Annotated in this window: 14 protein-coding genes; 6 read left to right on the top strand and 8 right to left on the bottom strand. The window is 37.1% G+C overall.

Going from position 1 to position 18,416, the window contains the following annotated elements; genetic code table 11:
- Nucleotides 1-66 precede the first annotated feature (66 nt).
- From ACLFMM_RS04940 to ACLFMM_RS04920, 5 genes are all read right to left on the bottom strand, one after another.
- Nucleotides 67-1,683, bottom strand: a complete 1,617-nt coding sequence (locus ACLFMM_RS04940) for a TCP-1/cpn60 chaperonin family protein (protein ID WP_410807602.1) — start codon at nt 1,681-1,683, stop codon at nt 67-69.
- Nucleotides 1,631-3,628 carry a hydantoinase/oxoprolinase family protein gene (locus ACLFMM_RS04935; RefSeq protein ID WP_410807601.1) on the bottom strand — a complete coding sequence of 666 codons (1,998 nt, stop codon included), beginning with the start codon at nt 3,626-3,628 and terminating at the stop codon, nt 1,631-1,633. Before ACLFMM_RS04935 ends, ACLFMM_RS04940 begins: the two co-directional genes overlap by 53 nt.
- 53 nt (nt 3,629-3,681) lie before the next feature.
- Nucleotides 3,682-5,604 (bottom strand): uroporphyrinogen decarboxylase family protein, encoded by a 1,923-nt coding sequence (locus tag ACLFMM_RS04930; protein WP_410807600.1) that lies wholly within the window; start codon nt 5,602-5,604, stop codon nt 3,682-3,684.
- A gap of 291 nt (nt 5,605-5,895) precedes the next feature.
- Entirely contained in the window at nt 5,896-6,681 is a 786-nt protein-coding gene (locus tag ACLFMM_RS04925; RefSeq protein WP_410807599.1) for a helix-turn-helix transcriptional regulator, read from the bottom strand.
- 35 nt (nt 6,682-6,716) lie between these two features.
- The gene (locus tag ACLFMM_RS04920) at nt 6,717-9,398 is read right to left on the bottom strand and encodes a GAF domain-containing protein (RefSeq protein ID WP_410807598.1); all 2,682 of its coding nucleotides are present in this window, start codon (nt 9,396-9,398) and stop codon (nt 6,717-6,719) included.
- A gap of 114 nt (nt 9,399-9,512) precedes the next feature.
- Here ACLFMM_RS04920 and ACLFMM_RS04915 point away from each other — a divergent pair, with 114 nt between their 5' ends.
- Both ACLFMM_RS04915 and ACLFMM_RS04910 read left to right on the top strand, forming a co-directional pair.
- A complete protein-coding gene (locus ACLFMM_RS04915; protein WP_410807603.1) occupies nt 9,513-10,025 on the top strand; it encodes a deoxyuridine 5'-triphosphate nucleotidohydrolase in 513 nt (170 codons plus the stop codon).
- A gap of 59 nt (nt 10,026-10,084) precedes the next feature.
- Nucleotides 10,085-10,378 (top strand): hypothetical protein, encoded by a 294-nt coding sequence (locus tag ACLFMM_RS04910; protein ID WP_410807597.1) that lies wholly within the window; start codon nt 10,085-10,087, stop codon nt 10,376-10,378.
- A 284-nt stretch (nt 10,379-10,662) separates the two neighbouring features.
- On the opposite strand, the gene eif1A is transcribed toward ACLFMM_RS04910, so the two are convergent.
- The gene (eif1A, locus tag ACLFMM_RS04905) at nt 10,663-10,989 is read right to left on the bottom strand and encodes a translation initiation factor eIF-1A (protein ID WP_410807596.1); all 327 of its coding nucleotides are present in this window, start codon (nt 10,987-10,989) and stop codon (nt 10,663-10,665) included.
- Between the two features lie 419 nt (nt 10,990-11,408).
- Between eif1A and ACLFMM_RS04900 the strand changes: the two genes are divergently transcribed.
- Nucleotides 11,409-12,212 (top strand): 2-amino-3,7-dideoxy-D-threo-hept-6-ulosonate synthase, encoded by an 804-nt coding sequence (locus ACLFMM_RS04900; protein ID WP_410807595.1) that lies wholly within the window; start codon nt 11,409-11,411, stop codon nt 12,210-12,212.
- 2 nt (nt 12,213-12,214) lie between these two features.
- Here the strand turns inward: ACLFMM_RS04900 and ACLFMM_RS04895 are convergent, their stop codons facing one another.
- Nucleotides 12,215-12,544 (bottom strand): hypothetical protein, encoded by a 330-nt coding sequence (locus ACLFMM_RS04895; protein WP_410807594.1) that lies wholly within the window; start codon nt 12,542-12,544, stop codon nt 12,215-12,217.
- Between the two features lie 158 nt (nt 12,545-12,702).
- Between ACLFMM_RS04895 and glyS the strand changes: the two genes are divergently transcribed.
- Together glyS and ACLFMM_RS04885 are read left to right on the top strand one after the other, a co-directional pair.
- Entirely contained in the window at nt 12,703-14,448 is a 1,746-nt protein-coding gene (glyS, locus tag ACLFMM_RS04890) for a glycine--tRNA ligase (RefSeq protein ID WP_410807593.1), read from the top strand.
- An 80-nt stretch (nt 14,449-14,528) separates the two neighbouring features.
- Complete coding sequence (locus ACLFMM_RS04885) at nt 14,529-16,811, top strand: DEAD/DEAH box helicase (RefSeq protein WP_410807592.1); 2,283 nt, start codon at nt 14,529-14,531, stop codon at nt 16,809-16,811.
- Nucleotides 16,812-16,818: 7 nt separating this feature from the next.
- On the opposite strand, the gene ACLFMM_RS04880 is transcribed toward ACLFMM_RS04885, so the two are convergent.
- On the bottom strand, nt 16,819-17,283 hold the full coding sequence (locus tag ACLFMM_RS04880) for an Sjogren's syndrome/scleroderma autoantigen 1 family protein (RefSeq protein WP_410807591.1): 465 nt from the start codon (nt 17,281-17,283) through the stop codon (nt 16,819-16,821).
- 679 nt (nt 17,284-17,962) lie between these two features.
- Between ACLFMM_RS04880 and ACLFMM_RS04875 the strand changes: the two genes are divergently transcribed.
- A complete protein-coding gene (locus ACLFMM_RS04875; RefSeq protein WP_410807590.1) occupies nt 17,963-18,238 on the top strand; it encodes a UPF0147 family protein in 276 nt (91 codons plus the stop codon).
- Nucleotides 18,239-18,416 lie beyond the last annotated feature (178 nt).

Genomic DNA, 18,416 nt, shown 5'->3' with positions numbered 1-18,416 from the left:
CGATTTGATGCAATGCTGAAGACATAAGGGTTTTCTACCTTCCATTGTTATAAATCAATTAAAATTTCACCTTTTTGGAACTATTTTATCTATTCTCAGAATGCTATTAGCTGTTTCTGTGGCAGATATGACAGCCAGTTTTTTAATTGTAGTTGAATCATATACAGCAGGACTGTTTTTTACAACTTTTCTGGATACATCAATTCTTGCATCGATACCCTTGTTGTAATAGTACTGCAGACTTGCAATCGAATCAACCGAATTCAGACCCATATTGGCTGCAAGAATCCTGGGGATTTTCTCCAGTGCGTTTGCATATTCTATTACTGCAAGCTGTTCTTTACCCTCAATTGTCGATGCATATAGTTTTAACATCTGTGAGAGTTCAAATTCAATACCCCCTCCACCGGTTACAACCGACCTGTTCCTAGAAATAAAGGCTGCATTATTCAATGCATCATCTGCAGCTTCCTCCACCTTCTCAAGATTGTATTTTACAGGTTCCCAGATCAGGATGGTTGTCATCATCTGACTATTCGCTGTTACATATACCAGATACTCTCCGTATTTCTTTTTTACTTCGATATTATCCGCTTTCCCGAGTGATGATAAGTTCAGGTCATCCCTGATGGTCACTATTTCAGCACCTGTTATTCTAGAGAGGATTTCGATATCTTTAACCTTCATTTTTTTAAACATCAATATGTTATTTTCAACAAGTAAAGACTCAATATAAGGGTCTACATCTCCTTCACAAAAAACTACACCAGCGCCAGATTTTATGATTTTGTCAGCATAATTTTTCAAAATAGATTTGCGGCTCTCTTCAAACTGGTAAGCCGTTTCAAAGGTATCCATATTTATATTGTGCTGTGGATTCAGAAACTCACTATTCACTTTTAAATCATAATTCAAGATCACAATATCAGGAGATGATAAATAATCAGGCATCTCAAAACGTGCTGGTTTTTCATCCAGGATAATTCCGTTTAAAGCAACAATTTCAGAAGGTCCTATTTTTTTGATGATTCTGACATTATCATTTAAATCCAAATCTGCATCTTCAGAATTGGTATTTAATCTGTTTACAGCCTCGAGCATGATTTTTGCAAGTTTTTCAGCCTGGTGAGTCTCTACACCTTTACTTGAGGACGCACTTAAAATGGCAGAATAAATGTCATCCTGTGATTTGACAGACTTGCTTTCAAATTGAAGGATTTCATAGGATTTATTGAGTGCTTTTTGATAACCATTAATAATAGTCGTTGGATGAATACCTCTATTTATAAGACCAACTGCATTGTTTACAAGTGCAGCAGCCAGGAGAACTGCTGTTTTGGTCCCATCTCCACAGGTCCTATCCATTGAATCGGCAAGGTTTTTTAAAGATGTTACTACCGGGTGCAGTATATCGGTTTCATTAAGTATAGTTTTTCCGTCACTGGTCAGATAGATGTCATTTACCGGATTTATGATTATTTTGTTAAATCCCTTTGGTCCAAAGGATGAGCTTAACATATCCGTTATCTGGCTGCATACACTTTCCAGATGTTTCATCAGTTCCTGCTCTTCAACTGTATTTTCAATCCCTACTTTCTTCTGAGCATGTTGTACCAAACCTTCCAGACTGTCAGGATGAGCCTGGTACCTGTGTTCTGGTTTTGAGGTTGCATTCTCTATCATAATTTTTACCTGTTACTTTGTTTATGGGTTTGCCAACTCCGATTCCAACCAGTTTTGTTTCAATAGGTGTACCCATTCTTTTACCAATCTCATTTTTATCAAGGTTGAACTGAACACTGTTTTTATCCAGATTGTAACTTCTCATATATTCAAAAACAAGTCTTTCAGTAAAGTCAATAGCATAATCTTTTGCTTCTTCATAGGTTTCAAAAATATTCCTTCCGGTTTCCGAAAAAACAACGTATTTGCTACTTCCTGTTTTATACGGTTTAATAGAAGTTTCAGTCCTGTATATGACATCCCCCATAAGTGCACCAACCGCATTCCCGACTTCTGAATACTCAGGTGCTATAAATCCTGCATCTAGGAACGTATTCAAATCATTCAAATACGCTTTTACAGATGCACCAATTAAAACTACAGGCAGGTTCATCTTCATTTTTAAATAACCAGATTTGTTCAATAGTTTATTTATATCGGATTTATCAACATCATCTGCAAAAAAGTCCACCAGGTTTAATGATATTGTCCTTACTACTTCTTCTTTTATATAGGAACTGAATGACCCCGGATTCATGTTGATCTGATTTGCCAGTAATTCAGCACCTATACGGGCTGCTTTTGTATCCCATCTGTTGTAATCATTTAGAACATGAAGTGCATCAGTTGGTGTGAAACCAATCTGGTTAATATATTTCTTCTGTTCCAGTAATCTCAAAGTGTTTGAAAACATCAAAGGATGATCCTGCAACTTTTCAGATACATCCAGTATCGATAAAGGAACATCTGATTCTACTATTACATCAATTACTTTTTTCTCATAGTCACCCAGATCATAAAAACCGGTTTTATCATAACCATTGACCATGAAAAATGCAGTTGGCTGGATGACATCATCCATGATTCTTTTAGATATTTTCTTATTGGTTTCCAGTTTATCTATAATCTGAGGGTATTTAGATGCTGCCTGACACAATGGAACAACTCTTTTTGGACCAATAAACGATTTTTTCTGAATCCATACATGGCTATCCCCTCCCATTGCCGATGTATCCATACTTATGGCTTTTACCATTGTTTTCCAGCCGCCTACTACAGCTCCGGTATCACTTATCTCTGGGATTCCGTTTGACATGAATGATACATCAGTACTTGTACCCCCCACATCAACTGTTGCACATGTATCAAGATTAGTAAGATGGGATGCACCAACAAGACTCGCAGCCGGACCTGAAAAAATCGTTTCAACCGGTTTTTTTAATGCCTCTTCGATTTTTATAAGAGAGCCGTCACATTTCATCATCATCAATGTCGCATTGATATTTTTCTCATTCATAACAGAATGTATCGATTTTATAAACTGACTGGTTTCAGGAATTAACTGAGCATTAAGCAGTGCTGTTACTGACCTTTCATATGCACCCAGATCCTGGGACAGCTCATGTCCGCATACAACAGGCAGGTCCGTAAGATTTTGGACCATTTCTTTTACCTGATTTTCATGTTCAGGATTTCTGACTCCAAAATATGATGAAATTGCAAAGGATGATACTCTGTCTTTATTTTTCAGTATAAATTCTTTAATAGTATCAAAATCATCCAGTGGTTCGATTTCGTCCCCGTTTGCATCATGTCCGCCACTGAGTGAAATCACTACATCTGTAGATAACTTTTTAGGAATAGAATAACCTATGAGAATTAAACCTGCTGGCCTTCCTTTATTTTCAAGGATGGAATTTGTAGCAAGTGTTGTGGATACAGAAACAAATTTTACATCCTTTAAATATTCACTATTTAATCCATCTATTGCATTTTTGATACCAGTTATCAGCTCAGGGTAAGTGGTAAGAGATTTATTTGAATCAAGTACATTACCGTTTGATATATCCATAATTATTGTATCTGTATATGTTCCGCCTGTATCCACACCCAATCCTAGGTCCATACTAGCACACCTTCTTTTAGTTTATTAAAATTTAGAAGAACAGGGTGAAATAATCACCCTATTATCTTCTTTTGAAGTTCTGGACCTTTTTCTTTTACAAGGTCTATCATTTCTTTAACCCCTGTCAACGATCCACCTGGAGGTATCTCACAACCGGTAGATACGACATATTTCGACTGGAACCCGTTTTCATTAAGTGTGTTTAGAGCTCCATTCAATACGCTGTCAGTGTCATTTTTTATTTTATCTATTGTTTCGGAAGAGTTATCCATAAACTGTATAGGGTCTACTTCTCCCATCATGCAGCATTCATGACCGTATTTTGGAATCAGATCTGCATAGTTCTTTGAACCCAGGTCTCTTTCATCCGGATAGTAGGCATAACTGAAGAGGTCTGTTCCGAATTTACTAATCTGTGTATCATAGTGGACTGAGTCCGCACAACTGTGAATCATGTACGGCTGGTTGTACTTCTTGAACAATGGTACATGTTTGTCCACAATGTATTTCCCATCGAATTTCCAGTAATCATCCTCAGACATTATCTTGTTATTGGACCAGAGATTGTCTATACAAAGTGCATCACATGCATCTTCTTCGAAGAATTTTTCAGTAACTGCATTTACATAATCAGCACATTTATCTACCGCATCGAGTACAACATCCGGATTGGTTTTCATATCCATCATTACCCTGTCTGCACCCATTAGCTGGGTAAGGGTTAGAAGAGGACCTTCATGGAACCCTACAACTGGTTTGCCGAGTTCATGCAACTTGTCTTTGGCAAGTTTGGTAGCCTCTACCAGTTCATATGCACGGGTCCCTTCCTTTACCTCTGGAACCTCTATTTCTTCATAATCTTCCAAGTGTCCTTTAGAGGATGGTGTGTCTTCTTCAGGATAGGAGATCTCACAACCAAGGTCACCGGAAGTGATAGACAGGTCTATCAGACCTACAAACATATCAAAGTCCAGATATTTGGCACCTGCATAGGCAGATTGTGCAAACATCTCGGGATCGATTGCATACTGCTTGTATGTAGTTGGAACGAATTTTCTTAATACTCCACATGCTAGAGGATAGACAGGAATACGATCTACTTTTTTATCTTCAAGTGAACTGGTCACCCGTTCTATAGATGTCATCTCCTCCTTTCCTTTTATACCTACACTTTCTACTTCCTCTATTATCTCTTTGGCAGTTTCTCTTCCGATGTCAACTTCAGTAGACACTGTCTTCTTTGCAAGCTCTTCTCTGTATTTCACCTTGCTTGTGCTGATTTTCTCTTCGCTCCATCTGCGCTCTGATGGGTCTAGTTCCTTAACAGCCTCTTTTAACCAATCAGCAGCCGAGTCTGCATCCGGTAGAGTTGCATCCGCTCCAATATTAGTTGCATAATCCTCAGATACAGGAGCTCCTCCGACCATTATAATCACAGAATCTCTCAATCCCTCCTCCTTGAGTTTATCAATGACAGTTTCCATACCACCCATAGTGGTTGTCATTAATGCACTCATAGAGATGGCATCAGCTTTGTTTTCTTTAGCTTTTTCGACAAACTCGTCAAGTTGTACATCGTTCCCCAGATCAATTGCATTGAATCCAGACGCTGTCAGCATGGTTTTTACAAGGTTTTTACCGATGTCATGGACATCCCCCTGGACTGTACCAATTACAACTGTGGATTGTTTTGATGATTCATCTGTTGTTATATGCGGTGCAAGTATATTCATTCCTGCATACATGGCATTTGATGCCACCAGAAGATGGGGTACAAACACCTCGCCTTTTTCGTATTTATCACTCATGATGGACATGCCTTTTGCCAGACCATCAACAATGGCCTCATAGGGGTCTACTGTACCACCGTTTCCAATCACTTTTGTTGCTAATTCCTTTGCAGATTCCTGGTCTCCCTGAATAACTGCATTAGTTAAGCCGTTTAATATATCTCCCTTTGGTTTGGATTGTGTCATCTACCTGCCTCTCTTTTTTGTTTAATTTTTTATTAATTTAGGTACGGCATTATATGCCATACTATTACAATAACCAATTATGGAAGGTAAAATATATAACATAACGTGTGGTAATACATTAACCATTTTAATATTATGAAAAAACAACACAGAATTAAAAACTACAATCAAATCAAATACGTTGATTTCATTAATAAGAACAATCAAACCTGTAAGTAAAAGGCTAACCAGAATAGAAGGAAGATAAATGTTAGTTAAAATGTGCAATGAACTCAAAAAAGTATTTCAATATCAGGAAGTGACCTTTTTTGATTTATTGATATAATATTCAAACAAATCACTTGCCCATTTTAACGCACTAGGCTCAAAACTAATCAGTTTTCTGTGGTCAAACACTCCTTCTTCATTAAAGAGTGATATTAATATCATTTCATCAGTTACAGTTAGTGAAGCTGGTTTGTCTATATTGTCATCACATACATACAGACATCCATTTTCAGAATTCAACATAATATCATATTCTTCCAAAAATTCATTTTTTAACCTCTCAAAAACAGATTCTGTAAGGATAATTTCAAAACTGACACCCTTTTTTGCCAGTTTTGTGTAAGTTGTTGGTAATTCAGGACAGAAAAACGAATAAAATGTCATGACATGCTCTGTTGATTTGAGACTAACAACCAGTTCATTCGGTGGTTCAAATAAATGACTTAAATCCGGCTCTATCAATCTACTGTGACCAATTTCTTCCATCCTGTCCATAAGATTAACAGGTATTGCTTCCAAATCCCGGGTTTCCCAATAACTCTTATTTTCTATATAAACGTTTAATGTGTTCAGCAATGGCTTCATTTTTTTTACAATAACATTTCCAATAGTTGTCAGCTTATAGATGTCACTATCATGGGTTACCAGTCCCTGATCCATAAGTATCCTTATCTGGGTCATTATCGCACTGGTATTTACATCAAGTTCTTCTTTTATATCATCTATTTTTTTGGGTCCATCCATTAAGTACATTAAAAGGTTTTTTCTTTTTTCAGACAGAAATAATGTACCCAACAATGCTGCTTTCATGTTATCTACTCTTTAATTAATACTATTGCCAAATATCAAACTGAACCTTTGTCCGGTAGAGGGATTACCACTGTTACAGTAGTTCCCTCACCCTCTTTACTGTCAACCGTGATTTTACCTTCATGTGCATTTACGATTTTTTTGCATACATACAGACTTGAACCTGCCTTTTCCAACCCATCAATTACTGCCCCCTCTGTATGGCTAAATCTTTGGAACAATGTAGGTACTAACTCTTTTGGAATACCTCTTCCATTATCAGTTACTCTTATGTGTAATTCATTTTCAGTTTCGAACGCACTTATAGTTATTTGTCCACCATTTGGAGTAAATTTTATCGAATTGTCCAGAATATAGGTAAACATATCTGTTAATTTATTTTTATCACCGTATATTTTCGACAAATCATCAGGTATATCCATATTTAAATCTAGACCTTTCTCATCAATAGATAATGCCAGGTTTAAATATGCGTTATTTACAATACTTTCAATTTTCACAAGAGAAAATGTATAATTGATTTTACCGGATTCTTCCATACTCATATACAGAAGAGAACCAATAAGACTTTTTATTTGTTCAGAACTGCGTATAAGTGTATTGATTGCAGAATCCTTTTGTTCATCAATGGTATCAAGTGATTCTTTATCCAGTAATTCGCTATAATCAGTTAATGTCGTTTTGCTTGACAGGATTTCGTTTTTCATTTTGTCGAGGGATTTGAGTTCTGAATTTACTTTAGCAATTTCATCCGAATATTTTTTCAATGCTTCTTCGAATTCTTTTCTCTGGATAAGCTTCCACATACCCTGTATCAGCAAAGTTATTTGACGAACATCAGATTCATCATAATCCTCCTCTTTGTTACCCACACCCGCAACTGCAACAATATGCTCCCCATCAAAAATCGGGACATTCATATGTCTTGTCAATTGTACATGCCCATTAGGATAACCCTTTTTAAGGGGGTTGGATTCAGTATAATCATTGGTGATAACAGGTTTTCGCTGTCTTACAGCTTCACCCCACAAACCTGTTGTTTTTACAGGATAAACAAATGGTTTATTTTCAATTTTACATTCCTTCATAGCACCCTTTGACCACGAGTGCATAATAAGTATTGTTTCATCATAGTTCAGGAAAGCAAGGTAACCCAGTTTACTGTTTGTTAATCGGACTGCTTCTTCACGAGCAAAATCTGTAATCTCCTGTAATGATGCACCTGTCATATAGTTCAATTTCAAAAGTGCCTCAAGTCGTGATTCCTCAAGTTGTAAAGTTTCTTCTGCCTTTTTACGCTCGGTTATATCAATAATTATACCCTGTAGATATTTTATCGAACCTTTATGGTCACGTATAACCAGTGATTTCTCGGTTACCCAGCGTGTTTCACCTGATTTTGTAAGAATCCTGTAATCCAGTGTGAAATATGATGATTTGTTTTCTTCCTCATATTCTGAAAAATCCGATTTTAATTTATCAATATCATCCGGATGAACTATGTCACCAAATGTTAGTCGTCCTGATATAAATTCTTCAGGTTCGTATCCAAATTGTGTAATGTTTTCGGATACATATTCAACCGGCCAGTTGTTTACAGCCTTCCATAAAAAAGCTACTACCGGGCTGGTTTCATAAACCTTTTCTATCTTATGTTTGGCTTCCAGTGTATCACAGATTGATATATCACTGATTTTTCTTTTTGCTGATGTTGCCTCTTCAACTGTGCCAAGTATTCCTTCATAATTACCATTCTCATCAAACAGTGGAATAAGGACTCCATTATGGTAACTCATGTTGCCATTAGGGGTTAAAAACGCGAGAGCATTATAGGTCACAGGTTCACGGGATTTTTTGGCGTGCAGATACAGTTCTCCAAAATGAGATTCACCAAAAGGTCTTTGTTTGGAGATATAATTCATAAAACTTGTATTAAGCACTTCATCCCTGGAAACACCGAAAACCGATTCCATGGTTTTATTCAAAAAGATAAGGTTATCCGAACTATCAACAGCCCATACTCCCAACCAGATACTGTCGAGTATTTTATTATAGAACTCTATATTTAAATTGTGTATTTTTTTACCAGTTGTTTCTGTTTTATATTCAAGAGATTTCCAGACACCATCTTTTTTCAATATTGTCCTGTAGTGATATGATATCAAATCAATGATATCAGTCTGTGAACATTTATCAAGGAGGCAGTTACATAAAACCGTAAATTCCCTGCCCCTGATCATATCATCTAAAAAGCTCTCATAATTGAAATAATCGGATGGGTTGTATTCTAGATATGATGTTATGTTTTCAGCCATCCTCAATCCATTGAAGTTGTTTCCAATTGCATCACTGTATTTTTGTTTCCAGAAACTTAAGACATCTGAAAAGCTGGAACGACTGCCAGCAAAGCCCGGGAGACAGCACTGGTTTATATGAATTATTTCAAACTGACCTGACTCGATATAAAAATCTACATCTAATTCGGTATTTCTTAACTCTTCCTTAGCATTCTCAACAGATACAAAATCATATTCAGAAATAACCCATATGCAATATTCGTTATTTTCAAACCCGGATTTATAAAACGATGGTAATACTTCCATCAGTTCTTCTGCGCTGTTATAGAATAAATTTAAATGGGAACCCGATGTGAAATCATTTGCAAATTCGATGTTTAGATTAAAGTTTTTGGTGTAAATAGGAAAACCTCTACACATTTATAATCAATAGTAATAATCACAGGTATTTACCAGTTTCCATTAATATATAATACTTTTATTAGTTATATCTTACCGATACAATAATAATTCATGACATCTGGTAATGATACTATGACTCTTTTATCTGAAAACGAATTAAAGATGATGATGAATCAGAATCCACCGATAGTGGATAATCTGATAGACCAGTATACCCAGATACAGCCAAATGGCATCGAGATGACCCTCAAAGAAATACGAACAATTGATGGTCCAGGTTCTGTTGATTTTGATAATTCTGAACGTATTATACCGGATGGGGTTAATCTGGAATTTAATGATAACGAATGGATAGAACTTCCCAGTGGTATCTACAAGGTTATTTTTAATGAAATCGTTAACATTCCGAAAAACCTGGCAGCCATTGCAAAACCGAGGTCAAGCCTGATACGGTGCGGAACAAGTCTTGAGACCGCAGTATGGGATGCCGGCTATCGGGGAAGAAGCGAATCCATGCTTGTTGTACACAACCCCGCAGGTTTTAGATTAAAGAAAAATTCCAGACTCATGCAGTTGTTGTTTTATAAACTGGACAATGAGGTCATCGAAGGGTACAATGGACAGTATCAGAATGAAAACCTCTGATTTAAGCTTTAATCTTAACAATAAACCTGAATACAATTCATCCGCAGGGTGGCCGGCAGATGAACAATATAGAGGATTACCTGTTATTCGATAACGAAAGCGGTGTACAGGAACTGGATAGTTTCAAACAGCATCCCTATAAAACCGATATTTTCCTGAAAGTAGTGCGGGCTATGAAATATTTCCCTGAACTTAAAAATCAGAGAATCTATCTGGGTATATCCGGACGGCTCAAGAAAAATAAGAAACACATTGACAGTGCGGAGTTTCACCACCCAGCCTGTAAGAATCCCCCATATTACAGGCTGAGTAGTTTAAATAGTATTATTTCAACCATATACACAAATGGTTGAACCTCCACTCAATCATTAACCAAACTCGTCCACTACTTTCAACAGGTGTAGAGTTTTTCCCCTCATTCACTACGTCTGCTCTCTGAACCCAACTATGTACTATAAATATATATAATGAATGATGGTGTTATTTTCCAGTGTTAAATACAATAAAGCCGTCAAAATTTTCAATAGCTTTAATTAGAACTTGCTATATTAAATTAAAATGTATTTACCCGATAAAAATAATATCATTTAATAAAAAAAGTAATTTAAAATTTATAAAAGTCATCTTACCTTTTTTATTATTTACTCAAATAACCCTTTTTATCCAGCCATTCAATTTGCGGACGGGTGTATTTCCAGATTACATCAGCCTTTTCATCCTGAAAATCCCATGGAAGTGCTATGACAATATCTCCTTCACGTATCCACATTCTCTTTTTTTTTGAACCGGGAATACGCCCCATCCGTTCAGTTCCGTCCATACACTGGAGCTTAACTCTTTTCCCACCTAATAATGTGGAAACAGTTGCAAACACTTCATTTTTATCTTTTCGGGGTGTACGAACCCTTGTTATTGCGGGTGTTTCACTGGATTGTTTACGACTGTTATTTCTATCCTTTCTCATATTACTTTTATAGTTTGCCAGGTTAATTCCTCTTTTTTAGATGTGGAGTATCAGATAAGAATCCGCAATCCACTAAATTTAAAATGTGATGTTATTAAAAAGCATCAAATCAATTTGTAATAAATATTTATTGATGCATGCCACATTACAATAAAATCCATATAATTTACTATAAAAAACAGAATTTTTTGGTTTTCGATAACAGATTATATGTATAGTTAGAAGACGAACTGAAATTATATAAATCCATCCACTCAAATAATAACTTTAAAATTACAGCTTTTCATTCAGATTAGATGCAATTTTATGATTATCATGAGAAATTAGAACTTTCAAAACCAGATGGAAATATTTGTTAACATGGGTTAGTATGTAACACTTACATAAAAAATATGTAACATTAAACCTTACAATCTAACATGAGCGAAATTGGCAAATCAGTGAGAATAGAGAGGATATTCAATCGGGATACAGGTAACGCTATAGTAATTCCAATGGACCACGGTGTTGGTGCTGGACCTATAAAAGGTTTGATAGATATGCCTGATACCGTGAACAAAGTTGCAGAAGGTGGTGCTAACGCTGTTCTGGGTCATATGGGGCTTCCAAAATACGGTCATCGGGGATATGGGCGCGATATCGGATTAATCATCCATATATCAGCATCTACTTCCCTGGGACCGGATCCAGACCACAAGGTATTGGTAACAACTGTGGAAGAAGCGATCAAAGTCGGTGCTGATGCTGTATCAGTGCATATCAATATTGGTGCTGATGATGAAGCAGAAATGCTGCAGGACCTTGGATACATCGGCAAAAAATGTGATGAATGGGGTATGCCGCTTCTTGCTATGATGTACCCAAGAGGTGAAAAAATCGCCTCCGAACATGATGCAGAATATGTCAAACATGTTGCAAGGGTAGGTGCAGAGCTGGGTGCTGACATTGTCAAAACAAATTATACAGGTGATATCGATTCATTTACAGAAGTTGTTAAAGGATGCCCTGTACCGGTTATCATTGCCGGTGGCCCTCACATGGAAGATGAAAGACAGATTCTCCAGATGGTTTATGATTCAATCCAAGCAGGTGGAAAAGGTGTTGCACTGGGGAGAAATGTATTCCAGGCTAAAGACCCCACTGCCATGGTTAATGATGTCGCAAAAATTGTGCATGAAGGTATGACCGTGGATGAGGTGTTCCAGTCTAGAGAAAGCATCTAAATTCATTTCTGGACAATTTCATACAATTCCTTCAGGTCATTGGCTTTGTTGGATGACAGTCGGTCAGATACAATCTGGAACAATATGCCTACATGGGTGTTGCGGATGCATCGCAGACACTCATCCCCTTTAAGAATCAAATCAACAATATATTCCAGTTCATCATCCGATAGTTTATTAATCCTTGCCTTAAAATCTTCATCTGATTTTACATAAAACTTTGATACAGGCGGCAATACAGATCGGTATTTGGGTGAACTGGTACCTGTTTTTAATTCAGGCAAAAGTTTGTACAAAATACTAATATCAGCGCTGTTTAGTTTCCTTGACATGGAATCACTTGGTTATAACAAAGTTGTCTGCGATTTAAGTTAAATTTAAATTTCCTTATTTAATTACCATATTCAGAAAATATATAATTCATTTGCTTCAGGATATTAAAAACAATCAATTTGTGCCAATAACTAATAACAATTTTATGAGGACTATCATGGATAAATACGAACAGGTTATTGAACTGGCAAAAAGACGCGGATTTTTATGGAACTCATTTGAACTTTATGGTGGTACTGGCGGTTTTTATGATTACGGACCCTTGGGAAGTACACTCAAACGCCGGATAGAACAAATATGGCGTGAAATGTATGTAGTACACGAAGGTTTCATGGAAATCGAAACCCCTACTATTGGTATCGAAGATGTTTTCAGGGCTTCGGGGCATGTTGGTGGTTTTTCAGACCCGTTATGTGAATGTATAGAATGCGGTGAAGCTTTCAGAGCGGACCATCTGGTAGAGGATGAGCTTGATATAGAATCAGCCGAAGCCATGAGCAATAACATACTGGAAAAAGCAATAAGAGAGAATGAAATTCCATGCCCAGTATGTGGTGGTAAACTGGGAAGTGTATATTCATTCAATCTGATGTTTAACAGTAATATCGGACCCGGGAACGGTAAACCTGCATATCTGCGTCCTGAAACCGCACAGGGGATGTTCATAAATTTCCTGAGGCTTGCCAGATATTACCGGGAAAAGCTTCCCTTTGGCGTTACCCAGATCGGTAAATCCTATCGCAATGAAATTTCTCCCAGACAGGGTGTTATAAGACTCCGGGAATTCACACAGGCTGAAGCTGAAATATTCATACCACCTGAAGATAAAAGCCATCCAGAATTTGACCGATATGCGGATACCATTTTGAACCTGTATATTGAAAATGAAAATGACGGTTCTATCAGACCTACCCGTTTAGAGGATGCTGTAAAAGAAGGCTATATCGCACATGAATATCTTGCATATCACATTGCACTTACGCAGGAATTTCTACTGCGTATCGGTATAAAACCCGATAAATTAAGATTCAGACAGCATAAAAAAGACGAGATGGCACATTACGCCGTTGATTGCTGGGATGCTGAAATTGAATCCGACCGGTTCGGATGGATAGAAACAGTGGGTATTGCCGACAGAACCAATTACGATCTCAAAGCCCATACCGATGCAAGCGGTACAGAACTTTCGATATATAGAGAATATGAAGAGCCTGAAACAGTGAATCAGCTTGTGGTAAAACCTGATATGAGCAAACTTGGACCTGCGTTTAAAGGCAAAGCCAAAGCAGTCGCAGAAGAACTTAAAAAAATGCCGCCTGGAGAACTTGAAAAGGATAACATTGAAGTTACTGTTGATGGTGAAGAATATACCGTACCCTCCAACATGGTAGAATTTAGTGAAGAAACCGTCAAGGTAAGTGGTGAGACAGTCGTTCCTCATGTCATAGAGCCTTCATACGGTATTGACAGGATAATATACTGCGTCCTTGAACATGCCTACAATAAGGAAATGATAAATGAGGATGAAGAAGATTACCGGATTGTACTGAAGTTCAAAAAAGAAGTATCACCTATACAGGTTGCAGTACTGCCCCTCATGTCCAAGAGTGAATTGATTAAACCTGCAAGAGGTATATCCACCCGAATCCGTAAAAAAGGGGTGATAACTGCGTATGATGATTCCGGAACAATCGGAAGACGTTATCGGCGTAATGATGAAATAGGAACTCCATTTTCTATAACTATTGATTATCAGACACTGGAGGACAATACTGTAACAATCCGTGACAGGGATACCATGCAACAGATTCGTACATCTACAGACAATATAGAGGATGTTGTTTGTGACCTCATATATGGTGAACTGGAATTTGAAAATGCAGGGACACCAGTAGCAACTTAATACTTTCACTCCGCTTGCTATAAATTTAACAATAAAGACGTTGTTTAACATATTATCCAAAACAACTTTCCCAGTTAAAAATGGCAGATTATATCAAACACCCACTGATAAAAGAAGATACTGTTGAACAGCGGCTGTATCAACTAAATCTTGCAGGTACCTCACTGAAAACATCCAGTTTAGTGGTACTGCCAACAGGTCTTGGTAAAACCACTGTAGCACTCCTTGTCATCGCCTCCCGAATGGACAAATTCGGTGGAAAAGCTCTTGTTCTCTCACCCACCAAGCCCCTTGTAGAGCAACATACCCAGTTCTTCAGGAATACTCTAAAATTACCTGAAGAAAACATACTGGCATTCACCGGAAACATATCACCTGAAAAACGTGCAGAACTATGGAAAAATTCCAGTGTTGTTGTTTCAACTCCCCAGGTAATTGAAAACGATTTACTTGCAAAAAGAATCGACCTGAAGAATGTATCCCATGTTACGTTTGATGAAGCACATCGTGCGGTGGGGAACTATTCCTATACCTATATCGCAGAAAAATATTATGAAAATGCACAAAATCCTCTCTGTCTTGGTATTACCGCAAGCCCCGGAAGTGATGACGATAAAATAAACGAAGTATGTGAATGCCTGCAGATTAAGTCTGTTGCTGTTAAAACCGAATCTGACAGTGATGTCGCCCCATATATTCAGAAGAAACAAATCGACTGGAAATATGTCAGACTTCCAGATGAGATTAAAAAAATCAAGGAATTACTGGAAAAAATCCTTGAGAACAGATTCAACAAGTTATCTGATACCGGATACACGGTTTCGAAGAAGAAAAAAGCTACAAAAAAAGATTTGCTGTTCTTACAAAGCAGGTTGCATGCACAGTTGCATGATGATCCTGATCCAAATGTCTACAACGCACTTTCACTACTTGCTGAAATTCTTAAGGTAAACCATGCTCTTGAGGTACTTGAAACACAGGGTGTGGATGCACTTTCAAAATATTATGACAGACTGGACAGAGAAGCCGGATTAAAAAGCGGAAGTAAAGCATCCAAACGTCTGGCTGAAGATTTGTATATGCGTCAAGTCTCCCACAGGTTAAAGGATTGCTATTCAGAACATCCGAAACTGGAAATGACCAGAAATATTGTATCCGAACAATTAAGAGAAAATCCAGATTCCAGGGTTATTGTATTTACTAACTACAGGGACACCGCTGAAATGCTTGCAAACCTGTTATCCGAACTGGATGGTGTGTACCCAATCCGGTTCGTTGGACAGAGTTCAAAATACAATGATAAAGGTCTGACACAAAAACAGCAGGTTGAGATTATTGATAAATTCAAGGATGGCGAGTACAACGTAATTGTCTCAACATCTGTTGCAGAGGAAGGATTGGACATCCCATCTACAGACCTTGTACTTTTTTATGAGCCTGTGCCGTCTGAAATCAGAAGTATACAGAGAAAAGGTCGAACTGCCAGAAAACATGAAGGCAGAGTTGTTGTACTGGTCACTAAAGGAACAAGGGATGAGGCATATTACTGGAGCAGTGTTTCGAAGGAACGCAAGATGCAAAACAACATGAAATATCTCCAGGATGTAATGTCTTCAAACTCTAAAGAGGAACCTGATTATACTGAAAAAGACAACAATAATCAGAAGAAACTTTTTGATTTCAGTTCGGATCCAGGTATTGGTGAAGAACAGCCTTCTGATTATCTGAAAGTTCTTGTCGACCAGCGTGAAACTAAAAGCACTGTTGTACGCTCCCTAGAAAAACTGGGTGTTGACCTCACAATCAAGACCCTTGAAATCGCGGATTATATTGCCAGTGACCGCATAGCAATTGAGCGCAAAAGTTCTAAAGATTTTGTAAATTCATTGATAGATAAAACACTTTTTGAACAGATATCAAACCTTACACGCATGTACAAAAAACCATGTTTGGTGCTGGAAGGAAATGAACTGTTCTCCGCCAGACAGCTAAACCCAAATGCCATCTATGGCACACTTATATCACTGGAACTTGATTTTGGTGTGTCTGTTTATTATACCCGGGATGAAAAAGATACTGCATCACTTATCAGGTTGCTGGCAAAACGCGAACAAAAGGACGAAAAACGTGATGTCAGTCTGCACGGAAAAAAATCTGCACCCCTGCTTTCAGATCAGCAGGAATATCTGGTATCCGCAATTTCTGATATAGGTCCAAGAGCTGCCCGCAGTTTACTCAAACATTTTGGTTCTGTCGAAAATATAATGAAGGCAAGTTCTGAAGAACTACAGGAAGCTGAACTCATCGGACCCAAAACTGCATCAAAAATCAGAGAAATCGTGGGAAGTGAATACAAATCCTGAATTCTGATTACCTGTTCCTGTCGATTTTTTCAACAATCTCCAGCCCACGCTCAATGATATCGAAATACTCAAAAACACGTCTGGTATCATTTTCATCCTGCATCATCTGTGCAATGTCATTTACTTTTTTCAATACAAGGTCCCTTGTATACTGTACATCAGAACCTGTGGATACTGGAGTATGCATTGATTTATCTGTCTCGGGTCTTTCCTGTTCACTAAATACCTGTTCTGATTCGCTGTTTTCTTTAGATGTTTGTTCTTGATACTGGATATCCGTTGTTTCCTGATGTTGTTTCGGTTGTGGATATTCAGCAGTTGATTCATCCCTACCCTGGCATATCGGGCAAATAATCTCACCCTGATATCTGAAAAGGGGAGAACCACATGTCTGACAATGTTGAGAAAGCATTGTTGCTCCACGTTCCAACATCCTTGATATTTTGTCCAGTTCCAGCTCTTCAGTGCCCATGAAAATCGTCTCCTCATGTATAATATATGCTACATTACCTATATAGTTAATTTCACATAGTTATACAAGAGTCTATATATGGTATTTAACGGTTATGAATGCAGATCCATTGATATGGAAAATAACAGTTATCCAGAAAGAAAGCATACTTTATTATATATAAATAAAAAGTAATTTTAAAAATAACATTTATTTAATCCTTTATGGATAAATCGTCTGATGAAAATAAAACCAAATAGCAATTAATAAAGGAGCTTCAGGATAAAAGAAACAAAATAACTAATCTGGAACAAAGAAGTCCTTCTTTTATAGATGATTTTTTGTATAAAGATGCAGAAAATCTGGCTGATGTGGGGTTTTGGTTATGGGATATCGTTAAACCTAGTTTGCACATTGGTGAACCATATCAATGGAGATATTGAACTCGACCGGAACAATGGATCCAGATTTATCGTAAAGTTTAATGATTAACTGCAACACCATACCTTAGTTTCAAAATATTTTTTTATCGCTGATATTATTTTTTAAATATCAACCCATTTAAGAGATTTGATAATATCACACCATTGATTTACTCAAATGAATGAAAGTATTTATATAGCAACAACGATTTAGAAATACTTAACTATAGCTTATTTTATATTTCAGATTAAAAGAGTTAATCCAAGGTGATATATATATGTCGGATAATGTTAATGTTGACGAAGTTATAAACCAGTGTGTACAGATTCTGGAGCAGATAGCCAATGATAATTCTGTACCACGCAACATACGGCGTTCTGCAAATGAAGTTGTAGATAAACTGCAAAACGGTGATGAACAGCTGTTTTTAAGGGCTTCATCCAGCATTTCCATCCTTGAAGACGTAAGCAATGACCCAAATATACCATTGCATACAAGAACGTTAATATGGAATGTTGTGAGCCAGCTTGAAACAATACCTACCGATAAGTAAACAGAACAAAGGCAGTTGAATATCTGCTTTTCCCTCTACTTACTATTTTAATACTGGGCCTATTTTTAATAATAATTTGTAAAAGTAATCATTTATTAAATTCATTTTCAGGTTCATATATACAAATAGAAATCTGTATAGTATTTTATTTCAATCTTAAATGATAGATTCCTGTTTT

It is taken from the genome of Methanohalobium sp., assembly GCF_046546175.1.
Taxonomy (GTDB): Archaea; Halobacteriota; Methanosarcinia; order Methanosarcinales; family Methanosarcinaceae; genus Methanohalobium.
The sequence above is the reverse complement of the archived record's forward strand: the minus strand, read 5'-3'. Positions and strand labels throughout refer to the sequence as shown.